The following is a 23,934-nucleotide window of genomic DNA, read 5'->3' on the forward strand; positions in this document are numbered from 1 at the left end:
CCCGGTCGCTACTCAGACCAATGGGTGTTTTGCTCGCGCCGCTGCCAAAACGCCTTCTCAACACTCATGAATGAGACGGAGGGACAAATGATTGATCCAAGTGAAATGGAAACCACCGCCATGGGCGCGTGCCTGCAACCACTGGGCGAGTTCGTGGGCTCAATTGGTATGGACCGTCCGCTGGCCAGTTACAGCCGCATTGAGGTGCTGACACTGATTGATGTCGTGGTCACGGCCTACCAGTGCCAGATGACGGCTGAACACGAACGTATGGCTGCGCGCGACCGTGCGTTTTTGCAAGAGCGCCTGAGCTTGCAGAAGGGTCGTGTGTGATGCTGGACTTCAACGCCCGCCCCAAAATTCAGGAGCAGATCAGCCAGCTCATTGATGCAGCATTGACCCGCGAGCGCGATGGCCAGACACCACGCGACTACCTGGGCGCATCGCGCTTGGGCGTTTCGTGTGAGCGCGCGCTGCAATACGAGTACACGCAAACACCAGTGGACGACGGCCGTGATTTTTCAGGCCGCCTGCTGCGCATCTTTGAGGTAGGCCACACGCTGGAAGACTTGGCCATCCGCTGGTTGCGCATGGCGGGGTTTGATTTGTACACGCGCAAAGTTCAAGGGGGGCAGTTCGGCTTCTCCGTGGCAGGTGGACGGATCCGTGGTCACGTCGACGGGATCTTGAACACCGGTCCGGCCGATCTGGGCGTGAGCTACCCGGCGCTCTGGGAGTTCAAGACCATGAACGACAAGTCCTGGCGCGACACCGTCAAGCACGGGGTTGCCAAGTCCAAGCCGGTCTATGCCGCGCAGGTCGCGGTCTACCAGGCCTACATGGAAGCCAGCATTCCGGGCATCTCTGCCAACCCGGCGCTTTTCACCGCCATCAACAAAGACACCCAGGAAATCTGGTTCGAGTTGCTGCCCTTTGACGGCGGGCTGGCGCAGCGTATGTCCGACCGCGCCGTGCGCGTGATCACCGCCACCAGCGCAAGCGAGGTCTTGCCGCGCTTTGCCACCACACCTACCCACATGGAGTGCAAGTTCTGCGCTTGGCAGGACCGCTGCTGGGGGACTCAATGACGGCTGGAAACATCGTCTGGCTGGACTACAACAACGCCCCAGAACAAAGGCTGGAAACAGCGGCTGACACGCAGGCGCTGCGTGATGGTTTGCTGGACCGGCTCTAATCGGTGTTGCTGTACCTGTTTCCCAGTGGCCGCATTCGCGGCAACAAGTTTTATGTGGGTGACATTGATGGCGCGCCGGGCAAGAGCCTGGTGGTGGAGCTTGATGGTCCCCGGCGCGGGCTGTGGAAGGATTTCGCCGATGACGATGGCGGCGACCTGATCGCAGCCTGGGCCAAGTCACGGGGGCTGTCGACGCAGCAGGACTTTCCGCGCATCGCCGATGAAATCCGTCAGTGGCTTGGCTTTGCGCCGCCCGTGGATCCTGGGGCCAGGCGCGATATGCGAACGGTCCCGATGGATGAACTCGGTCCCTACACCGCCAAGTGGGATTACGTCGGGCTCGATGGCGAGCTGATTGCCTGCGTCTACCGCTACGACCCACCATCGGGCAAGGAGTTCAGGCCTTGGGATGTCCGCGCACGGATGTGGCGTGCCCCCGATCCGCGCCCGCTTTACAACCTGCCAGCATTGATGACGGCCCGAACCGTGATCCTGGTCGAGGGTGAAAAGTGCGCCGACGCCTTGATTGGCGCAGGCATCGTTGCCACCACCGCCATGAACGGGGCCAAAGCACCGGTGGACAAGACTGACTGGTCTGCGCTCAAGAACAAAGAGGTGCTGATCTGGCCCGACCGCGATGCGCCGGGCTGGGACTACGCTGAGAGCGCTGCACGCGCCTGCGCAGCCGTTGGTTGCCAGTCGGTGGCTATCCTCGTGCCGCCTGCTGACAAGCCGCTCAAGTGGGATGCTGCCGACGCAGCGCAGGATGGCTTTGACTGCGCCGCCTTCATCGCGCAGGCTGAGCGTCGGGTGATCAAAGCGGCAGTGCCTATGGTGCCGACCTTCACGCTTGGCGCATTGCTTGATGATGACTCGCCGCTGCCCGAAGATTTGATTGAGCCGCGCGTGCTGACACCAGGCGGCTTGCTGGTGTTTGGCGGTGCGCCCAAGGTCGGCAAAAGCGACTTTCTGCTGGCCTGGCTCACCCACATGGCCGCTGGTGCATCCTTTTTGGGGATGAGGCCGCCCCGGCCACTGAGGGTGTTCTACCTTCAAGCCGAGGTCCAGTACCACTACCTGCGCGAGCGGGTGAAAGGCATTCGCCTCTCGCCAGAACACCTGATTCTGGCGCGCACCAATTTCATGGCCACGCCGCAACTGCGCCTGATCCTGGACGACGACGGGCTGGCGCAGGTCATCCCGGCCATGGTGGCCGCCTTCAACGGTCAGACCCCAGACATCATCGTGATCGACCCGATCCGTAACGTATTTGACGGCGGCGACGCAGGCGGCGAGAACGACAACGGCGCGATGCTGTACTTCTTGTCGCAGCGCGTGGAGCGCATTCGTCAGGCCGTGAACCCCGAAGCAGGCGTGATCCTGGCGCACCACACCAAGAAGCTGGGCAAGCGCCAGTTTGAGGAAGACCCGTTTCAGGCCTTGGCGGGTGCGGGCAGCCTGCGCGGTTACTACTCGTCCGGGATGCTGCTGTTTCGCCCCGATGAGGCGCAATCCACCCGACACCTGATCTACGAGCTGCGCAACGGCCCGGCCATTGAGACCAAGTTCGTCGACAAGATGGACGGCCAGTGGCACGAGGTCGACGTGAACGACAGGCTGGTGCTCAAAGAGTACGGCGAGCGGCTCGATGCTGAGCGCAGGCGAAAGCGCGATGCGATTTTGCAGATCCTTTTTGAAGAAGCGGCCCAGGGGCGCTGCTACACCGCCAACCAACTGGCCGAGTCCTTTGAGGGCAAGGCTGGTCTGGGCGGCGAGCGCACGATCCGCGAGCGGATCTCGGCCCTGTCCACGCAGGGCTACATTAAGTTTTTCCGCAACAGCACGGACTACGGGCTGCCCTCCATTGGGCGCTCCAAGTTTGGCTACCTGTGCGTCGAGGGCATGGTCCTGAACACGCACACAGGTGAGCCCGATCCAGACACCGGCGAGCTGCCACTGCGCCCGCTCGGGGTGCTTCCAACCCACTACAAATGCCCGCAATCCGGGGCCGCGATGCCCGTCGAAAACCCGGATGTGTGGGTTTATCAAGAAATTAGCAACGACCCGCAGGAGCAAGAATGAACACGATTTGCCAAGATAGAACCCGCACAGGTACAGCGTTGTCATACGCCCGCATTGACCCGCACCCACCTGCAAACACCCACAATGGCCATCCGTTAGCAACGGCTGGCATGGACCCGCAGGAGTACGCAGGGGCCCGCAAGAGTTTGCGCAAACAAGTTGGCAAAACTTTTGCCAACTGGACCCCACTTTTTGCCAACTGGATTCAGTTGGCAGACCCTTGCCAACTTCATTCCCATATAGATCAACCACTTACGCGTAAGTTGGCAAAGTTGGCAGTTGGCAACGCTGCCAACTTGCCAACTGGCCGCAAACCCGCATGGATGCTGGGTTTTCCTGAAAAATCCAGTTGGAGAAAACTCCCCTCCTACTACGTAGGAGAGGGACCTGTGGTTCCCTCTGACCTACGTCGGAGTGTTTCATCGGTCGATACACCGTCGCCGGGAAACCGGGTGGTGGTACTGGCCATCGACCTGGGGACAACAACCGGTTGGGCACTGCGATCCAAAGACGGACAGATCGCGCACGGCTTTGCCAGCTTCAAACCACAGCGGTTTGAAGGCGGCGGTATGCGCTACCTGCGCTTTAAACGCTGGCTCACCGAGATCAAAGCGCTGGCCACCGACATCCACACCGTCTACTTCGAGGAAGTGCGTCGCCACGCAGGGGTGGACGCAGCCCATGTCTACGGCGGCCTGATGGCCACGCTCACCACCTGGTGCGAGCACCACAACATTGCCTATCAGGGCGTGCCAGTGGGCACGATCAAAAAGCACGCCACCGGCAAAGGCAACGCGGGCAAGGGCGAAGTGATTGCAGCCATGCGCCTGCTGGGCCACCCGGTTACCGATGACAACGAGGCCGATGCGCTGGCGCTCTTGCATTGGGCCATTGACACGCAGGAGGTGTGAGATGGCTATACCAACACCACGGGGCGGCTGGTCGGCGGACGAGGTTGCCGACTATTTCATCCAGGCCTCACGCACGGCCCACAAACTCCCGCCAGTTCGGGTGCAGGGCCACTTCAACGTCTGGCCCACCATTGTGCGAACCGATTACGAGCGCATGGCCAGTGACGATGCCCCCGTCTACCGGTTTCCACCCACCCCGGCCGAGGTGGACTGCATGCTCGAGGTCATGGGCTGGGTCCAGTGGCTCGAGGTCGAGCAGCGCCACCTGGTCTGGATGCGGGCAGCGCGTTACCGCTGGTACGACATTGGCAAACGCTTCGGCTGCGCACCACGCACTGCTCAGCGCCGCTGGGAAATTGCCATGTACATCGTGGCCAGCAATCTAGTGCGGGGAAGTTTGGTGAGGTAGTTGCAGGTAGTTGCGTGCCAGATACAAGTGATACGTGCTCCTGCGGGCTGTTGCGGAGAAAACGCGGATTTGAGCGTGTCGCGTTTTACCGGAATTTCGCTTACATTTTGTCTACGGTTGCGAGAGATGTGTCTTGCAGCCACCCCCATTCAACAGCCCGCGACGAGTAAGACTCTTGCGGGCTTTTTCGTTTTCGAAGCAGCATGAAGCCCACCATCAAAATCCAATACCGGCCGATTGAGTCCCTGATCCCTTACGCCCGAAATGCCAAGCTGCACTCGGACGCCCATGTGGCACAGATCGCGGCCAGCATCACCGAGTTTGGCTGGGGTGCCCCCATCCTGGTGGACGGACAAAACAACGTCATCGCTGGTCACGGCCGACTGCTTGCTGCCCGCAAGCTCGGCATGTCCGAGGTGCCCGTCGTGGCCATGGAACACCTGACCGAGATCCAGCGCAAAGCACTGATCCTGGCCGACAACAAGATCGGCGAGAACGCCTCCTGGGATGATGACCTGCTGGGCCTTGAACTGGCTGAGCTGCAGGAAGCTGGCTTTGATCTGGGTCTTACCGGTTTTACCGCCGAAGAGTGGGACAAGCTCATCGCGGGCGATCCCAGCAACGACGGCCTGACCGACGAAGACCAGGCACCCGAGGTGGCCGAGACAGCCGTCTCCAAAACCGGCGACATCTGGGTCCTTGGCGAGCACAAGCTGCTGTGTGGCGATGCCACCAAAGCAGAAGACTACAAGGCGCTGCTGGGCGATGAACTGGTGGACATGACTGCCACCGATCCGCCCTACAACGTCAACTACGCCAACACGGCCAAGGACAAGATGCGCGGCAAGGACCGTCCCATCCTGAACGACAACATGGGCGCTGATTTTGGAGCGTTCTTGCAGTCGGCATGCCAGAACATCCTGGACGTCACCAAGGGTGCGGTCTACATCGCCATGAGTTCATCTGAACTCGATACCTTGCAGGCAGCGTTTCGCGCCGCAGGCGGCAAATGGTCCACCTTCATCATCTGGGCCAAGAACACCTTCACCATGGGCCGCGCGGATTACCAGCGCCAGTACGAGCCCATCCTCTACGGCTGGAAAGACGGTGCTCAGCATTACTGGTGCGGTGCACGCGACCAGGGTGATGTGTGGCACATCAAGAAGCCACACAAGAACGATTTGCACCCGACCATGAAGCCGGTGGAGTTGATGGAGCGTGCGGTGCGCAACAGCAGCAAAACACGAGACATCGTGCTGGACCCGTTTGGTGGCTCTGGCACCACTCTCATCGCCTGTGAAAAGTCGGGCCGTCGTGCCCGACTCATTGAGCTCGATCCAAAGTACGTGGATGTGATCGTCAAACGCTGGCAGGACTTCAGTGGCAAGCAAGCTACCCGTCAAAACGACGGAGTGGCCTTCAACGATTTAACCCAGACGGGCAACGTACCTACCGTAATCTCCACCGGAGGGGTCGACGTACAAGGTGGGCCTGCCGCTGGCACGGACCTCAACGCAAAGCCTGCCATCCGCAAGGTAGCCACCCTTGCCATTGAGCCAGTCGCGTGACTTGAGCAGTTGGCAGGCAAAGCCATCGAACTCCGCAGGGGTCATCTCCCGGGTCTCGGTCACAAACACTTTGTAGTTGCCTTCGCCGCCCACCTCGCTGAGGTCGGCGGGTTTGCGGGCAAATGGCAGGCGAACGCTCAGCTCCTCAACCTCAATGGCAGTGCCCTCAAATTGCAGGGTGCGAGGCGTGCGTTCAATGGTGATGGTCATGGATGTCATGGCTGGTCTCAATTCGTGGTGATGCGGTAGGTCCGCTCGCTGCCTTCGGACTTGCTGGAGGTGATCTCCAGTCCGAGTTTCTTTTTAAAGGCTCCGGCAAAGGTGCCGCGCACCGTATGGGATTGCCATCCGGTGGCCTCGCAGATTTGCGTGATCGTTGCGCCCTCGGCTCGCTTGAGCATCGCAATCACCTGGGCTTGCTTGCTGTTGTCACGCGTGCGTGGCTTGGCTGCAGGACTTGCTTCAGCAGACTCAATCACTGTTTCCAGAGCCGCCATCGTGATGGGCGCTCGACGCGGTATCCCCAGCGCTTCGTAGCCCTCAGCGGCTACGAACCAATGTGTGCCGTCAGTCGTGATCAACGCCCGGTTGAAGAGGCTGTCGAGAACTTTCTTTCTGGCACCGCCCTTGAGGGTCTCGGGAAACCAGACCAGTTTGCCATCCGTGTTGACGGCGGCGTGGTTGAGGATCTGTTGCTGCGATGCGCTCAGTTGCGCTGTGGCTGGTGTGGTCATGTCGATCTCCTGATTACTTTTTTGCTTGGGTTTGTGAATGGTTGGCAGCGGCGTTGCGGCCTGCCTCAAAGGCGGCTAGCAAGGCGGTCTTGATGGCCCACACGCTCACGTCATGGAAGTCGAGGCTGTCGCTGCTGCGAGTCTCAAGGGTTGCGATAAACAAGTGTTCCAGTGCGATTTGCTGGAGTTGCTGGTCTCGGGTGCTGTTGCTCATGGTGCGGCCTCTTAAACGTTGTGGTGCTTCTTGGCGGCGTCAAAGCCGATCCAGTTGCCCTGGTCGTTCAACCCACGTGATGCGAGCTCTTCGCGAGCCAGTCGGTTGAGGTCTAGCTCTCCGCGAGCAACCGCTGCTAAGACCTTGGTCAATGCGATCTGGATGAAGCCGACCTCGTCGACCGTGAATTCGTTGCTGGTGTAGGACATGCCTTGTTTCCTTTGGGTTGTTGCTGGTGTTCGTATGAACGCTCTGAACACAAGTAAAGCCAAGTCCTGAACCCACAAGTCCCGCAAATAGTTGCGAACATTTTTAAGACTGTCGACTTCATGCCACTGTCAGCGCCAACCCCTTGCAGACACCCCGGTTGTGGTGCTGTGTTGGCAAGGCCGGGCTATTGCGATACCCATCGCAAGGCGGTGCACCGTGACTACGGTCGTGCCCGGCGCAGCTTCGATGCGGAGCTGGGGTTTTATCAATCAGCCCAGTGGCGTGCGGTGCGTGCCGCTTTCTTGCGTCAGCACCCGGTGTGCGGCGCGTGTGAGCAGCGTGGTCGCGTGGTGACAGCCGTCGTGGCTGACCACGTCACGCCACTCAAGGACGGCGGTGCGCGCTTTGACACGGCCAACCTGCAGGCGCTGTGCGTCTCATGTCACAACCGAAAGACGGCGCGCGAGACCGCAGGTCGGCGCTGACCACTCCCCCATAGGGGGTAGGGGGGTCTCAATCTCTACAGACGACGGCCAGAGATGCGTGCGCCTGCCAAGATTTTTGCGCGTGCAAATTGAAACCTAGGGGGGTTACCCCGAAGGCAGCCTAATGCCGGGCTTCGCCGGTCGGGGCTAAGAGCCGATCAGTTGAGATCGGCGATGAACTTTTCGATATTGATGGCTTTGGATTTCCCCACCGAGCGAATGATGGAGTTGGCGACGTTTTCTTCAACGACGCTGTTCCATTTGGAAAAGCTCTTGTCCGTCACGCTCTTGTCAAACGCAGATCGGACCGCCTCACGCCCAGCTTTCATATCAGCCGCCAGAGCGGACTGAACGAGGCATTTTGCGATGACGTCGGCTTTGCGCACTGGGAGTTTTCCGGTGGGTTTGAAGCCTCCATGTTAACGATTACCAACGACTGAACCCAGATGGCCGGAAGAAAACCACTCCCCACGGAGATTAAAAAGCTCAGGGGAACCCTGCAAAAGTGCAGGACCAACCCGCATGAGCCGCAGCCCCAAGGGGATCTGGTTGCGCCGCCCGAGTACATGTCGGACGGAGCCAAGCAGGCCTGGCGCTATGCCATTGACAGCGCGCCCGAGCATTTGCTGCGCAAGCTCGATATGTCGGTGCTGGAGGTTTGGTCCTGCGCCGCTGACCTATACCGCAAGGCCCAGATCGGAATCACCAAGACGGGACTGCTGATCAAAGCGCCGAACACCGGTGTGCCGATGCAGTCGCCGTACCTGGCCATCGCCAACAAGCAGGCCCAGATCATGACCAAAGCGGCGGTGGAGATGGGCTTCACGCCAGCATCACGTTCGCGCATCACGCAGCCCACCGACACGCAGATCGATTTGGATCCTTGGGCCGATATTGCAGGCTGAAGTCAGCTTGTTGTTGATCAGCGCTGAACCGTTTTTTGTTCCCAAGGCGATGGGGTGGACATTAGTTTGGCCAACTTGGGTTTGTCCACCGGTGGGGCATCTAAAAGCGCCATGAACTTTTGCATTTGTTCCTCGTCCATCGTGAGTCGCACTTGATCCAAGCAGTCCTGAGCCACAGCAGTTGAATTTATATCTGGTGTGCTGGTCATGAAAGTGGCCTTATGAAATAGTGAATTGGATCAAAGAGATTTGATCTCAGTGGTTGCTGACCCAGTTTTCAACATGCAGCCCGGTGTAGTTCACAAAGTCCGCTTCGTTGTTGGTGACCAGTGTCACCCCTAAAGCGACCGCATGGGATGCGATGAGTTTGTCCAGAGCATCGCGGTTGCGATCTTTGTAGGCAGCTCGGATGGGGCCATAGGCCTTGGCAGCTTGTGCATCAAAAGGCGCAACCATGATGTCGTCGAGCAAGCTTTCCAGAGCCAACCGGTTGGATTCCTGTGCCGCAGTGCTTGAGCACGCGATACCAAATTCAAGCTCAGCCAAAGTCACCGCTGAAATCACCACGTCCCCCACAAAGCACTGGGCGAATCGCTCGCGCACCTCAGGCGGCTGGTGCTTCATGAGGTAGATGCAGATGTTGGTGTCGAGCATGTACTTTGGATTCATAAAGCTTCGCGTTCGCCCTCGACGTTTTCGCCTCGGCCTTGGGCCATGAAGTCTGGTGAGAACTTGGCAAGTTTTCCCAGCACATCGCCCATGCGGCGCTGCGCCGGGCGGATGCGCAACTCGTCTCCTTGGCGCTCGATGACCAGATCAACGTCCCACGTGCTGTAGGCAAGTTCTGCGGGGATGCGAACGGCCTGCGAGTTGCCGTTCTTGAAAAGTTTGGTATTGGCCATGGTGAACCCCTTTTGGATGTACATGTACATCTTAACCCAAGAAGAAATGAATGTAAACACATGGATGTACAGGGTCAAGGTCGGCAGCAAAGCTACGCAGCAGTAGCCCGCAAGTATGCGCAGGCAGTCGTTGCCGGTGACATCCTGACCTGCAAATGGGTCCAGCGAGCATGCCAAAGGCAGTTGAACGATCTGGCAAAGTTCAAGGGCAAGGCAAGTCCCTACCAGTTCAACCCAAAGCTCACCGACAAGGACGGGCGGGAGTTCCATCCCGCCGACAACCTGTGCGCGTTCATAGAGCGGCTGCCCCACGTCAAGGGGCCGCTGGCAGGCGAGACGATCAAATTGGAACCCTGGCAGGTGTTCATCCTGACCACTGTGTTCGGCTGGGTCAAGCCCGACGGTAACCGTCGCTTTCGGCGCTCGTACATCGAAGTGCCACGCGGCAACGCCAAGTCGACCCTGTCATCTGCGCTTGCGCTGTACATGCTAGCCGCTGACGGCGAAGGCGGTGCTGAGGTTTACTCCTTGGCCACCACCCGTGACCAGGCGCGTATCGTGTTTGGTGATGCGCAGACCATGGCGCGCAGGTCACAGGGCTTTCGCAGCCGTTTTTCTGTCAACGTCGGCGCGCACAACATGAACGTGCTGCAGACAGGCTCCAAGTTTGAAGCACTCTCGGCTGAAGGCTCGACGCTCGATGGCTTGAACATTCACTTTGGCTGCATTGACGAGTTGCACGCCCACAAGACACGCACCGTCTACGACGTGGTCGAGACCGGCACCGGCAAGCGAGACAACTCACTTCTGTGGGTGATCACCACCGCTGGCAGCAATCGCGCAGGTATTTGCTACGAGGTACGCACCTTTGTAACCCGACTGCTCGATGGCGTGTTCGAGGATGACAGCCAGTTTGGCATCGTCTACGGGCTGGATGACGGGGACGACTGGACCAGCGAAGACTCGCTGATGAAGGCCAACCCCAACTGGGGTATCTCTGTGCGCCCGGAAATTCTGGGACCTCTGCAGGCCAAGGCCATGCAGTTGCCCAGTGCGATGAACAACTTCAAGACCAAACACTTGAACGAGTGGGTGAATGCAGACACCGCATGGATGGACATGCGCTCCTGGGACGCCTGTGCTGATCAGGACTTGGACATCGAGTCCTTTGCGGGCCAGCCCTGCTGGGTGGGTCTGGACCTGGCCAGCAAGACGGATATTGCCGCCTTGGTCATTGTGTTTGCCCATCCTGAGATTGCCGATGCGTTCGCAGTCTTTGGCAAGTACTACCTGCCAGAGGACACGGTCAATGCCAATGGCAACAGTCAGTACCCCGGATGGATGCACACGGGCAGGCTGACGGTGACGCCAGGCAATGTGATTGATTTCAGTTGGATTGAAGCGGATTTGAACGACCTGTCTTCCCGCTTTGCGGTGCAGGCCGTCGCCTTTGATCCGTTTCAGGCGACGCAACTTTCGACCCGAATGATGAGTGAGGGTCTGCCCATGATTGAAGTGCGTCCGACGGTGCTGAATTTTTCAGAGCCGATGAAGACGCTTGAAGCCCTGGTGCTTCAAAAGAAATTGGTTCACGACGGTGACCCGGTGCTCGGCTGGATGGTCAGCAACGTGGTGGCCCACCTGGACGCCAAAGACAACATTTATCCACGCAAGGAGCGAGCAGAAAACAAGATCGACGGCATCGTGGCACTGATCATGGCGCTGTCGCGCGCGATCAAACCGGGCGACTCGGTGGTGCTGGGATCCGACTACGAGTTGATGTTGCTATGAACTGATGGGACTGTTTACCTTTTTTGATCGCTTTCGCGGATCTGGTAGCTCCAACGCCTCAGGTGGAGATAGGTCGCCATGGGGTGACTTTTCATTTGAGTCGATATCTGCGCGTACCAGCAGTGGCATGCGTGTCTCGCCCGATAGCGCGCTGCGCCTAGCTGCTGTGTATGCATGCGTGCGGATCCTGGCCGAAACAATTGCATCACTGCCGTTGGTGGTTTACCAGCGCCGCCCTGACGGCGGCAAGGACAGGGTCACGGACCACTGGCTTTACCGCTTGATGGCCAAGCGGCCGAATCGGTTTCAAAATCCTTTTGAGTGGCGTGAGATGCTGCAAGGGCACCTGGCTTTGCGAGGTAACGCCTTCAACCAGATCATCACCAACCCGCGTGGCGAGATTATCGAACTCATGCCGATCCACCCGGACCGGGTCAAGATTGAGTTGTTGCCATCAGGTGAATACCGCTACCGAATTAGCGATCGTTCTGGCTCTGAGGTGATCTTGCCAAGAGGGGAGGTCTGGCATTTGCGTGGCCTGTCCTCGGACGGCTTGATGGGTATGAGCCCGATTGAGCTTGCCCGGGAGAATCTCGGTACTGCACTAGCAGCCCAAGGCTATGGCGCACGTTTCTTTGCCAATGACGCCAAGCCCACAGGAGGGTGGATTGAATTTCCTGGCTCGTTCAAGGACTCCGAGGCTAAGAAGGTGTTTCGTGAGTCTTATCAGCAGGCGCAGTCCGGCTCCAACCGGGGCAAGGTCCTGGTGTTAGAAAACGGCATGAAGTTTCACGAAGTGGGCGTCACCAACAAAGACGCCCAGTTTCTGGAACTGCGCAAGTTTCAGATCACCGACGTGGCCAGACTCTTTCGTGTGCCACCGCACATGATTGCTGATCTTGATAGAGCGACCTTCTCCAATATCGAGCAGCAGAGTCTGGAGTTCGTCATGCACACCATGACGCCCTGGGCTGAGCGCTGGGAGGCCAGCATTCAATCTGAGTTACTTCTTGAGAGTGACGATATAGAAATTGAGTTTGATTTCGCCAATCTGATGCGCGGCGATGCGTCTAGCCGCTCAAGCTACTACCAAAGCGGAATTCAGAACGGCTGGCTCACCCGCAACGAAGCACGCATTGCAGAAAACCTCAATCCCATTGACGGACTTGATCAGCCACTACGACCACTCAATATGGTCGAGGAGGACGTGGCAGAGGATTTGGAAATCGATACACAAGCAGAAGCGGCAGAGCCACTGGAGAAAAAAGCGATCAAGCTTTCGGAGGATGAGAGTGTTACCCGACTCAGTGGGCGATATAGCGCCCTTGTTCAAACGACCTCTGAGCGACTTGCTCGCCGCATCAGCCGATCAGATCATCTGGCAGAAAAAGACATCTTGTTGATCTCCAAAGCCTTGGCCGTACCGCTAGACCAGGTTCAGCTTTGGGCAAGCCAGATAGACGAGCCGCTAGATCAAAAAAAGCTTACCGAATCACTTATCTCTCTCGGACAGAATTTATGAAAAACCAACTTTTAGTGGCTGAATTTTTGGCAACGCCTTGGGCCTTGATGCCTGAGCGTTTAAGTGCTCTGGTCACCGTCATTTCCCGGTGGACACAAGGCGCGCCTGCCAGCGACGCTGCCATGTTTCAGGTCCAAACAGACCGGGTGCTGCGAGACACCCGCAGACAGACCTCGGCTGCCATTTCGGGTGGCGGCATTGCCGTCATCCCGATTTACGGCGTCATCACACAGCGTGGAAATATGGTGGATGACGTCTCCGGCCCTGGCATGGTCAGCACCCAGATCGTCACCCAAATGCTCAGACAAGCTGTTGCCGACGACGCGGTCAGTCAGATCCTGCTCGATATCGACAGCCCTGGCGGCAGCGTCTACGGCGTTTCTGAACTGGGTGATGCGATTTTGAGTGCCCGTGCACAAAAGCCCGTGGTGGCGATTGCGAACAGTCTGGCAGCTTCGGCTGCTTACTGGGTCGGTTCCCAGGCCAGTGAGTTCTACGTCACCGCCGGTGGCGAAGTGGGCTCGATTGGCGTGTGGCAGGCGCACCAGGACTACAGCAAAGCCATGGACGAGGCAGGCGTTAAGACCACGCTCATATCGGCGGGCAAGTTCAAGGTCGAGGGCAATCCCTATGCACCACTGGACGAAGAAGCGCAAGGATTTATGCAGTCCCGCGTAGATGACTATTACGCCGCATTTACCAAGGCTGTGGCCAAGGGGCGTGGTGTGCCCATCACCCAGGTCCGCGATGGCATGGGCCAAGGCCGTGTCCTGGGGGCTGATGCAGCCTTGGCTCAAAACATGGTGGACGGCATCGCCAGCTTTGATCAGGTCTTGAGCAAGATGCATAAAGACGCGGCGTCAAGTGCTAAGTCCAGTCCACCTGCCAAGCCCAAAACCTCCCGATTGGCCCAAGCCCGATCAGAGCTTGGGATTTTGTAATTTGGACTGCTCAGGAGTTGCTCCGTTGAGCGCCTCCGGTCCGAACGGCGACCCGTAGGTCGCAACCCTCATGCGTGACTAGCTTCGCGCATTTTTTAATCTTTGCAAACCCGCCACCCAAGAGGTGGTTTTTTTACGTCTGGAGAAACCCAAATGAGTAAGCAATTGCGCGAGCTTCAAGCTCGTAAGTCTGATCTTGTCAAAGAGGCTCGTGCCTTAACGGACATCGCCGCCCAAGAAAACCGTGACCTCTCAGATGAGGAGGTGACCAAGTTCAATGGACTCAAGAGTCGAATTGAAACCGCATCGGCGGCAATTGACCGCGAGTCGGCCTTGATTTCTGAAGAGGTTCAGATGGGGGCGCATGTAGGCAACCACTCTGGTGTTGGTCATGGTTCGGTATTCCCAAGCGTCGTGGTAAGCGATAACCGCGAACTCGACCCCAAACATGGGTTTCAAAGCCTGGGTGACTTTTTGCAAAACGTCTGCCATGCGCAAAAGCCAGGCAACCCGATAGACGATCGCCTGCTGATTGGCAGCGGTCGTGGTGCTGCCGCTCCAGCCACCTTTGGCAGTGAAGGCTCCGGTCAAGACGGTGGCTTCTTTGTACCGCCACAGTTCTCAAAGGAGATTTTCCAGCTGTCTTTGGGCGAGGACTCATTGCTGCCGCTTACTGACAATGTGGAGATCAGCGGAAACACCATGGCGTTTCCTAAGGATGAAACCACGCCCTGGGGCACCAACGGCATTCGCGCTTACTGGCAAGGCGAAGCGGCGCCTTCGGTGACCACCAAGCCCGTGTTAGGACTGTCTACTTTGCGGCTCAAAAAGCTGATGGCTCTGGTGCCAACAACCGATGAGTTGTTGGAAGACGCCAATGCCTTGTCGACCTATCTGCCCGAGAAAATTGCACACTCCATTCGCTGGAAAACCAATGAATCCATCCTGTTCGGCTCGGGCTCTGGCGTACCGGTAGGTGCACTCAATGCTGGCGCTACGGTCAGTGTGGCCAAGGAGACTGGGCAGTTGACTCAAACGCTGCTTCCGCAAAACCTGGCCAAGATGATTGCGCGACTTCCCTCGGGCAGCCTGGCCAATGCGGTATGGATCGTCAACAACGACGTGCTGCCAGCATTGTTCACCTTAACCTTGGGGAACTACCCGATCTACCTGCCTACCGGATTGAACGTTGGCGGCATGCAGGTCTCTCCCTACGGCACGCTGCTGGGTCGCCCGGTGTTTGTGTCTCAGCACGCCAACACCTTCTCGGCCCAAGGGGACATCTTGCTGGTGGACCTGAAGTACTACCAGACCATCACCAAGGCAGGTGGCATGCAGACCGCCACATCGATGCACCTGTACTTCGATGCTGATCTCACGGCGTTTCGAACCACCTTCCGTATGGACGGCCAGTCCAAGCTCAACAGCCCCATCACGCCTGCCAAAGGCAGCACAACGATGTCGCCCTTCATCCAACTGGGCGCGCGCTAAGCAGCCCAAACCTTAGGAGAAAACTATGTTTCCCAACGCAAAAGGCAGCGAACTGCTGTCCGTTCTCGCCACCATCGACCCTGCCGCACAAGCGGCAGGAACAATCACCACGGGCTGGATTTCTGTGGCCAACCACCACGGATTTCTTTCTCTGGTCCAGACGGGAGTGCTGGGCACCAGCGCCACAGTAGATGCCAAGTTGCAGCAGGCGGTTGATTCAACCGGCACCAGCGCCAAGGACATCACTGGCAAAGCGATCACCCAGATCGTTAAAGCCACTGGCGACAACAAGCAGGCCTTGATCAACGTCAAGCCCGAAGAGCTCGACACGGTGAACGGCTTTGGCTTTGTACGCCTGTCAATTACGGTTGGTGTGGCTGCAAGCCAGACTGCAGCCCAGGTGCTTGGTGTCAATCCGCGCTTTGCGCCTGCTGAAGCTTCTAACCAATCGTCTGTGGTGCAGGTCATCTAAATGTCCATTCAACTCGTCACGCCACCCGCTGAGGAACCAGTGACCCTCATTGAGGCAAAGCTGCATCTGCGGGTGGACTTTGACGATGATGACACGCTGATTGCATCGCTCATCACGGCGGCCAGGCAAGCAGCAGAGACCTTGACTGGCAGGCAGTTCATCACTGCCCGCTGGAAGCAAGTGCTTGACTGCTTCCCGGAACCGTCGCTGATGGGTGTACCAGCTGGTCAGGCTTTCACTTTGCCAGGCCATGCAATTTTGCTGGCCAAGGCACCGGTGCAGTCCGTGGTGTCGATCAATTACCTGGACATGAGTTCAGTGAATCAGACCATGCCTGCCTTGTCTTATACCGTGGACGCGGCGTGTGAGCCTGCGCGTATCACGCCCGTATTCGGACAGATCTGGCCTATTTGCCTGCCGCAAATAGGTGCAGTGTCGGTCACATTCGATGCCGGGTACGGAACCGCAGCGCAAGTTCCAGAGGGAATCAAGAGTTGGATCAAGTTGCGAGTGGGAAGTCTCTACGGACATCGTGAGGAAATTGCAGTGCTAACGCGCGGTCGTATCGACTCATTGTCATTTGTAGATGGACTTTTAGACGGTTACCGCGTGAGCGTTGTATGAGCTTAATCAGTGCAGGTCAGATGAGCCAGCGTGTTCGCATTCAGCAGCCCACTGTTGCAAAGGATGCATTGGGTGCGCCGACACAGACCTGGAGCGATATAGCGACTGTCTGGGCTGATATCCAACCGATATCAGGGCGCGAGGCACGAATTGCAGATCGTATAGCTGCGGTGGTGAGTCATCAAATTACTGTGCGTTACAGATCCGAGTTCAACGACCCCAAAAGCGTTTCACAAATGCGAGTTCTGTTTCGAGATCGTATTTTTTCAATCCATGCTGCCCTTAATGAAGACGAGGCCAATGTCTCGATCATGCTTTTGGCAAGTGAAGGGGCGCGCAATGGCTAAAGTTGAAACAGTTCGCATTGAAGGACTGGCACAACTTGATCGTGCACTTCGCGAACTGCCTGACCGTGTTGCTAATCGAGGGCTCAGGGCATCGGTTTACGCAGGAGCAAAGGTCATACGTGATGAGGCGCGTACTCAGGCTCCAAAAGCTGCGCAGTCGCTTGGCTCTAAGCAACCACCACCCGGAACGCTCAAGCGTTCGGTGATCATGAAGCACGTTCGCGAGCTATCTGGTGGGGGTCGCCAGACCTTTTATGTTTTGGTGCGCCACGGTAAAAAGTACCGCAATCAGGGCAAGCGAGGGAACCTATCGCAAGATGCTTGGTATTGGCGCTTTGTTGAATTCGGTACTCGCAAGATGGCGGCTCGTCCATTTCTGCGTCCGGCACTGGAATCTCGACGTCGCCAAGCCGTTGATGCCATTAAGCAGCGACTGACCCAGCGCATCGAGATAGAAGCGCGAGCCTTGAATGGTCGATAACGATGCAGGACTTCTATGACGCGATCAAACATCTGGCCGCTGGGCAGGTGTACGCCATCGTTGCACCTGCGGGTGCTCAGTATCCGACGCTTGTTTACACCCCTATTGATCAGTCAAACGTTGCGTCGCTTGACGGACCAAACCAGCTGCGGCGCTCGCGAGTGCAAGTCGATGCGTACGCACTAACGCTGGTCGCTTGCGAACAACTGCAAGAGCAGGTCCTTGCGGCATTGCTAGTCAGTATCAAAACGGTGGCCGATGTACGCATGGGCCTTACCGATTTCGACGATGAAGCCGGTACTTACCGGATATCCGTGGACTTCACCTACTACCGGTAACGGTGGTCAGGTTGTCTTTTCATTTTTTTATGGAGGCCTTTTATGCCTAGTACTGCCATCACCGCGCAGGGCATCACCATTGCCCGTTTTGGAACCACAACCTTTGAGACCATCCCCAACGTAGTCTCCTTTCAGGGGCCTGGGGGTCAAGCCTCAGTTATTGACGTCACCAATCTTGCTTCAACAGCCAAAGAGAAGAGAGTCGGTCTTCGCGATGAAGGTCAACTCTCACTGAGCCTGCACTTCAATCCTGACGACACGGTCCATCAGGGCCTTCGTACAGATCGAGCCAATCGCGTGCGCCGCCAGTTCAAGATCACCTTCACCGACACCACGCCCGCTGCGACATGGACTTTCTACGGCTACGTTACACAGTTCAGTGTTCAAGGTGGTGTGGATGCTGTAGTTGAAGCCAGCGTCACGATCGAAATCGATGGCGACATCACGGAGGCATAAAGACTATGAATATTTTGACCAAAGAAGCCATCCTTGCAGCCGATGATCTGCCGCGCGAAACAGTCCTCGTACCTGAGTGGGGCGGAGACGTCTACGTCCGCACCATGAGCGGTACGGACCGCGATGCCTTTGAGAGCAGCCTTATTGCTCGCGATGGTGCAAAGGATGGTCGTATGGAAAACGTTCGAGCCAGACTTGTTGCTCTAACCCTTTGCGATGCGACGGGCAGCCGTCTTTTTGAAGATGGTGAAATTGTTGCGCTTGGCCGAAAAAGTGCGCGTGCACTAGACAGGGTTTTCGCTGTTGCTCAGCGTCTAAACGGTATCGGTATCGAGCAGGCTGAATCAGCAAAAAAGGACTAAAGGCCAATCTCACTCGTCGCTTCGCTTTTCGCTTGGCGCTTGCGCTGGGCATGCCGGTTCGTGAGCTATTGCAGCGGATCGGATCAGACGAGATCACCGAGTGGATGGCCTTTTATCAACTGGAACCCTTTGGCGACATGCGGGCTGATTTGAGAAGTGGTGTGATTGCGTCAACCTTTGCCAACGCCAACCGTACCAAGCACGCACGTCCTTTTACGCCAGAAGATTTCATGCCATTTATCGACCGACCCGAGCCAATTGATGAGGCCCGATTGAACGTCGCTCGTCTTAAGTCAATGTTTGCACACAGGGTCAAAAAGCATGGCTGATCTTGGCTCACTTGTCGTAAAGCTTTCGGCGGAAACCTCTGAGTTTCGTGCCGATCTAGGACGGACGGCGCGACTTTTAGATCGACATGCCAATGACATGAAGACCTCGCTGCAGCAGGTCTCATCCATTGCCAGGACAACCTTTGCGGTAGCGATAGGTGCGACCTCTGTTGCCGCCTTGAGAGACTTTGTTAGTCAGACCATCGAAGCCGCTGCGGCTCTTCAGGGTCTTTCAGAGCAGACAGGCGCAAGTGCTGCGGCCCTTTCAGGCTTTGCACCCGTGGCCACTATTTCAGGCACGGCCATGGAGGCAATTGGCGGCAATCTCGCCAAACTCTCCAAAGGCTTGGCAGGTGTTGATGATGAGACTGCTGGGGCAACGAAGGCGCTGCAGTTTTTAGGTATTCGCGCAAAAGAAGCCAGTGGAACTTTGCGTGATCCTGCAGAGGTCATGAATGATGTCGCGCTCAAATTGGCGGAGTTTGAGGACGGTGCTGGAAAAACCGCAATTGCAATGGAGCTCTTTGGAAAGTCGGGGGCCACCATGCTCCCGTTCCTTAAAGATTTGGCTGAAAACCAAGACCTAAATATTCGCTTAACGGCTAAGCAAATTGAGGAGGCAGACAACGCCTCCAAGGCAATGGGCCGCATGAGAGCAGAGTCGAATTTCGTTGCTCAGACTTTGGTGACAGCGGCAATTCCTTCAATGTCCGTTTTGACACAAGAACTCAAGCGTGTTTTTCTGGGAACAGATAACGCAGTAGAGGGAATTCAGCGCATGCGCGCTGAAGGTACGCTGACCAACTGGGCAGAGAAAACGGCCTATGCGATTGCCGTCGTTATTGATGCACTTCGAGGTATTGGCCACACAATCAAATCGGTCATCGGCAGCTTTTCTGCTGTTTGGGCCGATATTGAATTGGCGGGAACATTCTTGGCGGGGGGTAAAGGGCTCAATCCTTTTTCAGATGAAAACCGTTCTCGCTTGCAGGCCGCGCTTGAAAAGCGAAATGCCATCGTGGCGCAGTCCAACCAGAACTACGTTGAGCTCTGGGATATGCCGCTTTTGGCGGATGCGGTAACTAAACGATTTGACGAGATCCGCAAAGGTACGGAGGCTTCCAACGCAGCCACTCAGGCAGCCGCTCCCAGAAAGCAGTTGAATTACAGCACTGCGACTGGCGCTGTTTCGGCCAATGCAATGGCCGGAATAGACAGCGAGATTAAGCGTCTTCAGGGGCAGGTGGATGTCGAAAGTGCCATCCTCAAGGACAGGCAAAGAATCATCGACCTCTACGAAAGTCAGGGCTACCTGAGCTTTAAAGATGCAAGTGAGGCGCGCTTGGCTGCGCAAGAGGACTTCACGGAAAAGCTTCGTGCACTGTCTGCAGATGAAGAGACGATCTTGCGCAGAGGCCTAGAGACAGTCGCTAAGACCACCCAAGACAAACTTAAGCTTCAGGATCGTCTGGCTGAAATCACTTTAAAACGGCAAAGACTAGAGCGTGAAGCTCAACAGTCGAATTTGGAGCGCCAGATTCGGTTGCCTGGCGAGTCGATGAAGGATCTGCAAGAGCAAGCAGCCCGAGGGCTTGGGGAGCTTCGTGCGGTTGAAGAGCAAATCAAAACTTTGCGTGAAACGGGCGCTATCAGTGAACTGAAATCATTGCAGCAACTGGCAACGGCACGCCAAGAAAGTGGTCTTCAATTGTCAGCGCTTGCTCGACAGGCACGTGAATTGGCTGAGGCAGCGCCTGGTAACGAAAAGCTAGCAGATGCCCTCAGAAAAATCGAGGAAGCGGCTCGACAGGCAGCTGATGGCGCATCTCTTTTGACTTTACGTGTCAAGGAACTGTCTGATCCGGAAGCTGGCTTTGCCAAGGGCCTGCGCTCTGTTGCCGAAGAGGCCGAGCAGGTTGGCAAGCAAATGGAGTCAGCCACCACCCGAGCATTTAACGGGATGACCGATGCTTTGGTGAACTTTGTGATGACCGGCAAGCTTGATTTCAGAACCTTGGCAAACTCCATCATTTCTGACTTGATCAGGATTCAGATTCAGAGGGCCATCACACTGCCCCTGGCCAACGCCATGGCCGGGTTTTTTGGTTTTGCCAGCGGAGGTGTCATGACTTCTGCAGGTCCAACTGCACTGCGCAGTTATGCCAGCGGGGGTATTGCCAACTCACCTCAGTTAGCCCTTTTTGGTGAAGGCTCTCGCCCAGAAGCCTATGTACCGCTGCCTGATGGTCGTTCAATTCCCGTAACCATGAGTGGGGCTGGGGGCGGTGGGGATGTCTTCAACATTTCCGTCAGTTTGACTGACTCAGGTGCATCTAGCCGTGGTGATGACCCAGGTGGGCGCGATTTAGGCCGCGCTATAGCAAGTGCAGTGCGGCAAGAACTCCTTGCGCAAAAACGTGCCGGTGGCCTGCTTGACGGTCGCAGGGGGGCGTAAATGGCCACATTTACTTGGACTCCTTCTGTTGGTGCCAATTTGTCAATGCGTCCCACAGTGCGCCGTGTCTCCTTTGGTGATGGCTATGAACAGCGCTTGGGATTCGGAATCAATACACAGCCGCAGGTGTGGTCGCTGGAGTTTCGCGGACGCACCAGTAGTGATGCCGTAGCAATCGACAACTTTCTTCGGGCTCGTGGTGCAGTCCAGGCCTTTGATTGGACGCCTCCAGGTGGATTGCCTGCCAAGTTTGTTTGTGATGAATGGAGTCGTTCCGTGGACGAGCCAAATATTGAATCTGTCCGAGCAACTTTTAAGCAGGTATTTGATCTCTCATGACTGCTGTCGCCATCTCTTCGGAAATCCAGAAGCTCGCACCCAGTAGTGTCATTGAGCTGTTCGTTTTGGATCTGGCGATCTTTGGACAGGGGCCAGTGCGCTTTCATGCAGGTACAAATGCGTTGCAGCAGCGCGTGGTCTGGCAGGGGAACGCCTACGAAGCATTTCCAATTGAGGTCGAGGGTTTCGAGTTCAACGGCAATGGCCAGGTGCCAAGGCCGCGTCTGCGCGTGGCGAACGTCACTGGAGCCATTACGGCGCTTGTACTGACCTATCAGGACTTGGTGGGTGCCAAGATCACACGCAAGCGAACGCTTGCCAAATACCTTGACGCAGTTAATTTTTCCGGTGGATCAAACCCAACTGCTGACCCTTTGGCGGAGTTTGCCGATGACATTTATTACGTGGATCGAAAGTCGCGTGAGACTAGAGATGTTGTTGAGTTCGAACTCGCGGCTTCATTTGATCTTGAGGGCGTAACTTTGCCGCGCAGGCAGATCGTTCAAAACGTATGTCCCTGGCGTTACCGGGGATCTGAGTGTGGCTACACAGGCTCAAATTATTTCAACGCTAACGATCAGTCGGTAGTTTCAAGCATTCAGGATATCTGTGGCAAGCGATTGGCTTCATGCCAAGTGCGGTTTGGACAAAACGCTGAGCTTCCATTCGGCGGTTTCCCCGCAGCTGGGTTGATTCGTTGATGCAAAGCGAGAACCAGTCTCTGGCAATGGATCACGCCCGCGAGGAGTATCCGCGCGAATCTTGTGGCTTGCTTGTGATCCGCCGGGGCCGTGAGGTGTATGTGCCTTGCCGAAACATCGGCGTGGGCACCGATCAATTCGTTATTCATCCCGAGGACTTCGCACAAGCTGACTCGAGGGGGCAGATCGTAGGCGTGGTGCACAGCCATCCGGGCTTACCTCCGACAGCGAGTCAGGCCGATCGCGTGGCTTGTGAAGCCAGTGGTTTGCCTTGGCACATCATCAGTTTTCCCAGTGGTCAATGGGCGCAAATTCAGCCTTCTGGCTATCTCGCACCGCTTGTGGGGCGTGAATGGTCTCACGGTGTTCTTGATTGTTACGCGTTACTGCGGGACTGGTTCCAGTCGGAGCGTGGGGTTGTGCTTCCAAACTTCGTGCGCTTTGATGATTGGTGGAAACGTGGTGAGAACTTGTACATCGACAACTTCGAAAAAGTAGGTTTTACGCAAGTCAAGCCAGAGGAAATCCAAATGGGCGATTGCATCTTGATGCAGGTTGCTTCGCCTGTTCCCAATCACGCTGCCGTCTATCTCGGGGATGGACTGATCCTGCATCACTTGCAAGGACGTCTTTCCAGCCGGGATATCTACGGTGGGTACTGGCAAAAAGTTACAACGCACGTCATTCGATATGGTCACAGTCATACTTCTCGGTGAACTCGGACGCAGCTTTGGGCGCAGGCATACCCTTGCCATTTCATCAGCCGCAGAAGCGATTCGCGCGCTTAGTGCCAACTTTCCATCCTTTGAGAGGGAGTTGGTTGCGTCCGGTGAACGCGGGGTTGGCTACCGGGTGCTTGCTGGCCGAGATTCCCTTAATTTGGAGCGATTGCACGAGCCCACCAGCTCCCAGCGCATCACGATTGCGCCGGTATTGTCTGGCGCTGGCGGAGATGGTTTGGGGCAAATCTTGCTTGGCGCAGCATTGCTTGCCGTCGCATGGTGGAACCCACTTGGCTGGGCTGCATCAGGTGCATTTCTGTCTCAGGCCACGCTCTATTCGGTGGGCACAGCCATGATTCTTGGCGGTGTTGCGCAGATGATTGCACCCACACCTAAAGCAACTGAACCATCTGAGCGTCCAGAAAACAAGCCAAGCTACAGCTTCAACGGTGCAGTCAACACGACGGCACAGGGTCACCCCGTGCCTGTGGGTTATGGTCGATTGATTGTGGGCTCGGCTGTGATCAGTGCAGGTATTGATGTCGACGAGATTCCTGCATGACTGAACTAATCATCGGCGCAGGAGGTGGTGGCAAAGGGGGCGGAGGTGCTAGCGCACGCGTAGCCCAAGAAGCGCCTGACAGCTTACGCTCCAAAGCCTATGCACGGGTTGTTGATCTCATTTCCGAGGGAGAGATTGAGGGCTTGGTCGATGGGCTCCAATCGGTATATCTGGACGACACGCCCATACAGAACGCCGACGGTACAACCAATTTTTCTGGCGTAACGCTTGAGACCAGAGATGGCACACAGCAGCAAAGTGTTGATTAGCCAGACAAACTGAGCCAGTGTTTGCATCGAATATTGAGCCACTGGTTTTTAAAGAATTGGCTTATTCGGTTGTGGATAAGTTTAGCTGTTCTGTGTTTTTAGCTCCTTTCGTTTTGG

General features: G+C 56.7%; 32 protein-coding genes and 1 pseudogene. 26 read left to right on the plus strand and 7 right to left on the minus strand.

Going from position 1 to position 23,934, the window contains the following annotated elements; translation table 11 throughout:
* Nucleotides 1-87 precede the first annotated feature (87 nt).
* The 6 genes from B9Z40_RS17370 to B9Z40_RS16210 all read left to right on the plus strand — a co-directional run bounded on the left by B9Z40_RS17370 (nt 88) and on the right by B9Z40_RS16210 (nt 6,165).
* Nucleotides 88-333, plus strand: a complete 246-nt coding sequence (locus B9Z40_RS17370) for a DUF6511 domain-containing protein (RefSeq protein ID WP_233204944.1) — start codon at nt 88-90, stop codon at nt 331-333.
* Nucleotides 333-1,088 (plus strand): PD-(D/E)XK nuclease family protein, encoded by a 756-nt coding sequence (locus tag B9Z40_RS16190; protein WP_100174388.1) that lies wholly within the window; start codon nt 333-335, stop codon nt 1,086-1,088. The genes B9Z40_RS17370 and B9Z40_RS16190 overlap by 1 nt, the downstream gene beginning before the upstream one ends.
* 110 nt (nt 1,089-1,198) lie before the next feature.
* Nucleotides 1,199-3,277, plus strand: a complete 2,079-nt coding sequence (locus tag B9Z40_RS16195) for an AAA family ATPase (protein WP_233204945.1) — start codon at nt 1,199-1,201, stop codon at nt 3,275-3,277.
* A 452-nt stretch (nt 3,278-3,729) separates the two neighbouring features.
* Nucleotides 3,730-4,188 (plus strand): crossover junction endodeoxyribonuclease RuvC, encoded by a 459-nt coding sequence (locus B9Z40_RS16200; RefSeq protein WP_100174389.1) that lies wholly within the window; start codon nt 3,730-3,732, stop codon nt 4,186-4,188.
* Between the two features lies 1 nt (nt 4,189).
* Complete coding sequence (locus B9Z40_RS16205) at nt 4,190-4,597, plus strand: DUF6362 family protein (RefSeq protein ID WP_100174390.1); 408 nt, start codon at nt 4,190-4,192, stop codon at nt 4,595-4,597.
* A 203-nt stretch (nt 4,598-4,800) separates the two neighbouring features.
* Nucleotides 4,801-6,165 (plus strand): site-specific DNA-methyltransferase, encoded by a 1,365-nt coding sequence (locus B9Z40_RS16210; RefSeq protein ID WP_100174391.1) that lies wholly within the window; start codon nt 4,801-4,803, stop codon nt 6,163-6,165.
* 227 nt (nt 6,166-6,392) lie between these two features.
* Here B9Z40_RS16210 and B9Z40_RS16220 read toward each other — a convergent pair whose 3' ends face one another.
* From B9Z40_RS16220 to B9Z40_RS16230, 3 genes are read right to left on the minus strand one after another with little or no spacing between them, the layout of a single operon-like run.
* A complete protein-coding gene (locus tag B9Z40_RS16220) occupies nt 6,393-6,899 on the minus strand; it encodes a DUF3489 domain-containing protein (protein WP_100174393.1) in 507 nt (168 codons plus the stop codon).
* A gap of 13 nt (nt 6,900-6,912) precedes the next feature.
* Nucleotides 6,913-7,113, minus strand: coding sequence for a hypothetical protein (locus tag B9Z40_RS16225; RefSeq protein ID WP_100174394.1), 201 nt, complete (start codon nt 7,111-7,113; stop codon nt 6,913-6,915).
* An 11-nt stretch (nt 7,114-7,124) separates the two neighbouring features.
* On the minus strand, nt 7,125-7,322 hold the full coding sequence (locus B9Z40_RS16230; protein WP_143473999.1) for a hypothetical protein: 198 nt from the start codon (nt 7,320-7,322) through the stop codon (nt 7,125-7,127).
* Nucleotides 7,323-7,442: 120 nt separating this feature from the next.
* On the opposite strand from B9Z40_RS16230, the gene B9Z40_RS16235 reads away from it, so the two are divergent.
* Nucleotides 7,443-7,808 (plus strand): HNH endonuclease, encoded by a 366-nt coding sequence (locus B9Z40_RS16235; protein ID WP_100174396.1) that lies wholly within the window; start codon nt 7,443-7,445, stop codon nt 7,806-7,808.
* A 158-nt stretch (nt 7,809-7,966) separates the two neighbouring features.
* Here the strand turns inward: B9Z40_RS16235 and B9Z40_RS17185 are convergent, their stop codons facing one another.
* Complete coding sequence (locus tag B9Z40_RS17185; protein WP_143474000.1) at nt 7,967-8,194, minus strand: hypothetical protein; 228 nt, start codon at nt 8,192-8,194, stop codon at nt 7,967-7,969.
* A 60-nt stretch (nt 8,195-8,254) separates the two neighbouring features.
* Here B9Z40_RS17185 and B9Z40_RS16240 point away from each other — a divergent pair, with 60 nt between their 5' ends.
* Complete coding sequence (locus B9Z40_RS16240) at nt 8,255-8,713, plus strand: phage terminase small subunit P27 family (RefSeq protein ID WP_100173235.1); 459 nt, start codon at nt 8,255-8,257, stop codon at nt 8,711-8,713.
* Nucleotides 8,714-8,730: 17 nt separating this feature from the next.
* On the opposite strand, the gene B9Z40_RS16245 is transcribed toward B9Z40_RS16240, so the two are convergent.
* Genes B9Z40_RS16245 through B9Z40_RS16255 form a run of 3 tightly spaced genes read right to left on the minus strand, consistent with a single transcriptional unit; the run spans nt 8,731 to nt 9,615 of the window.
* Nucleotides 8,731-8,922, minus strand: coding sequence for a DUF1778 domain-containing protein (locus tag B9Z40_RS16245; protein ID WP_100174397.1), 192 nt, complete (start codon nt 8,920-8,922; stop codon nt 8,731-8,733).
* A gap of 46 nt (nt 8,923-8,968) precedes the next feature.
* A complete protein-coding gene (locus tag B9Z40_RS16250) occupies nt 8,969-9,382 on the minus strand; it encodes a type II toxin-antitoxin system VapC family toxin (RefSeq protein ID WP_100174398.1) in 414 nt (137 codons plus the stop codon).
* On the minus strand, nt 9,379-9,615 hold the full coding sequence (locus tag B9Z40_RS16255) for an antitoxin (RefSeq protein ID WP_100174426.1): 237 nt from the start codon (nt 9,613-9,615) through the stop codon (nt 9,379-9,381). Before B9Z40_RS16255 ends, B9Z40_RS16250 begins: the two co-directional genes overlap by 4 nt.
* 60 nt (nt 9,616-9,675) lie before the next feature.
* On the opposite strand from B9Z40_RS16255, the gene B9Z40_RS16260 reads away from it, so the two are divergent.
* The 18 genes and pseudogenes from B9Z40_RS16260 to B9Z40_RS17375 form a co-directional block, all read left to right on the plus strand.
* A complete protein-coding gene (locus B9Z40_RS16260) occupies nt 9,676-11,406 on the plus strand; it encodes a terminase large subunit (RefSeq protein ID WP_100174399.1) in 1,731 nt (576 codons plus the stop codon).
* Nucleotides 11,407-11,410: 4 nt separating this feature from the next.
* Nucleotides 11,411-12,928: a phage portal protein gene (locus B9Z40_RS16265; protein ID WP_100174400.1), complete on the plus strand. Its 1,518-nt coding sequence runs from the start codon at nt 11,411-11,413 to the stop codon at nt 12,926-12,928.
* Entirely contained in the window at nt 12,925-13,869 is a 945-nt protein-coding gene (locus B9Z40_RS16270) for a S49 family peptidase (protein ID WP_100174401.1), read from the plus strand. Before B9Z40_RS16265 ends, B9Z40_RS16270 begins: the two co-directional genes overlap by 4 nt.
* A gap of 153 nt (nt 13,870-14,022) precedes the next feature.
* Nucleotides 14,023-15,360: a phage major capsid protein gene (locus B9Z40_RS16275; RefSeq protein ID WP_100174402.1), complete on the plus strand. Its 1,338-nt coding sequence runs from the start codon at nt 14,023-14,025 to the stop codon at nt 15,358-15,360.
* 25 nt (nt 15,361-15,385) lie between these two features.
* On the plus strand, nt 15,386-15,832 hold the full coding sequence (locus B9Z40_RS16280) for a hypothetical protein (protein WP_100174403.1): 447 nt from the start codon (nt 15,386-15,388) through the stop codon (nt 15,830-15,832).
* The gene (locus B9Z40_RS16285; RefSeq protein ID WP_100174404.1) at nt 15,833-16,456 is read left to right on the plus strand and encodes a head-tail connector protein; all 624 of its coding nucleotides are present in this window, start codon (nt 15,833-15,835) and stop codon (nt 16,454-16,456) included.
* A complete protein-coding gene (locus B9Z40_RS16290) occupies nt 16,453-16,803 on the plus strand; it encodes a phage head closure protein (protein ID WP_100174405.1) in 351 nt (116 codons plus the stop codon). Before B9Z40_RS16285 ends, B9Z40_RS16290 begins: the two co-directional genes overlap by 4 nt.
* Complete coding sequence (locus B9Z40_RS16295) at nt 16,796-17,284, plus strand: HK97-gp10 family putative phage morphogenesis protein (protein WP_158238112.1); 489 nt, start codon at nt 16,796-16,798, stop codon at nt 17,282-17,284. Before B9Z40_RS16290 ends, B9Z40_RS16295 begins: the two co-directional genes overlap by 8 nt.
* A 2-nt stretch (nt 17,285-17,286) precedes the next feature.
* Nucleotides 17,287-17,622, plus strand: coding sequence for a DUF3168 domain-containing protein (locus tag B9Z40_RS16300; RefSeq protein WP_100174407.1), 336 nt, complete (start codon nt 17,287-17,289; stop codon nt 17,620-17,622).
* Between the two features lie 42 nt (nt 17,623-17,664).
* Nucleotides 17,665-18,078 carry a phage tail tube protein gene (locus B9Z40_RS16305; RefSeq protein ID WP_019425644.1) on the plus strand — a complete coding sequence of 138 codons (414 nt, stop codon included), beginning with the start codon at nt 17,665-17,667 and terminating at the stop codon, nt 18,076-18,078.
* A 5-nt stretch (nt 18,079-18,083) separates the two neighbouring features.
* Nucleotides 18,084-18,440 (plus strand): hypothetical protein, encoded by a 357-nt coding sequence (locus B9Z40_RS16310; protein WP_026039272.1) that lies wholly within the window; start codon nt 18,084-18,086, stop codon nt 18,438-18,440.
* A gap of 32 nt (nt 18,441-18,472) precedes the next feature.
* Nucleotides 18,473-18,769 carry a DUF4035 domain-containing protein gene (locus B9Z40_RS16315; protein ID WP_116798695.1) on the plus strand — a complete coding sequence of 99 codons (297 nt, stop codon included), beginning with the start codon at nt 18,473-18,475 and terminating at the stop codon, nt 18,767-18,769.
* Nucleotides 18,762-21,224, plus strand: a complete 2,463-nt coding sequence (locus B9Z40_RS16320) for a phage tail tape measure C-terminal domain-containing protein (RefSeq protein ID WP_100174408.1) — start codon at nt 18,762-18,764, stop codon at nt 21,222-21,224. The genes B9Z40_RS16315 and B9Z40_RS16320 overlap by 8 nt, the downstream gene beginning before the upstream one ends.
* On the plus strand, nt 21,225-21,563 hold the full coding sequence (locus B9Z40_RS16325) for a phage tail protein (protein ID WP_081504913.1): 339 nt from the start codon (nt 21,225-21,227) through the stop codon (nt 21,561-21,563).
* Nucleotides 21,560-22,264 carry a phage minor tail protein L gene (locus tag B9Z40_RS16330; protein WP_100174409.1) on the plus strand — a complete coding sequence of 235 codons (705 nt, stop codon included), beginning with the start codon at nt 21,560-21,562 and terminating at the stop codon, nt 22,262-22,264. The genes B9Z40_RS16325 and B9Z40_RS16330 overlap by 4 nt, the downstream gene beginning before the upstream one ends.
* Nucleotides 22,264-22,980 carry a C40 family peptidase gene (locus B9Z40_RS16335; protein WP_100174410.1) on the plus strand — a complete coding sequence of 239 codons (717 nt, stop codon included), beginning with the start codon at nt 22,264-22,266 and terminating at the stop codon, nt 22,978-22,980. Before B9Z40_RS16330 ends, B9Z40_RS16335 begins: the two co-directional genes overlap by 1 nt.
* A complete protein-coding gene (locus tag B9Z40_RS16340; RefSeq protein WP_100174411.1) occupies nt 22,955-23,548 on the plus strand; it encodes a tail assembly protein in 594 nt (197 codons plus the stop codon). Before B9Z40_RS16335 ends, B9Z40_RS16340 begins: the two co-directional genes overlap by 26 nt.
* Nucleotides 23,545-23,805: pseudogene (locus B9Z40_RS17375) on the plus strand (hypothetical protein); the annotation flags it as partial. The gene B9Z40_RS16340 and the pseudogene B9Z40_RS17375, both read left to right, overlap by 4 nt.
* Nucleotides 23,806-23,934 lie beyond the last annotated feature (129 nt).

The sequence above is a fragment of the Limnohabitans sp. 15K genome (assembly GCF_002778285.1).
GTDB lineage: Bacteria > Pseudomonadota > Gammaproteobacteria > Burkholderiales > Burkholderiaceae_C > Limnohabitans_A.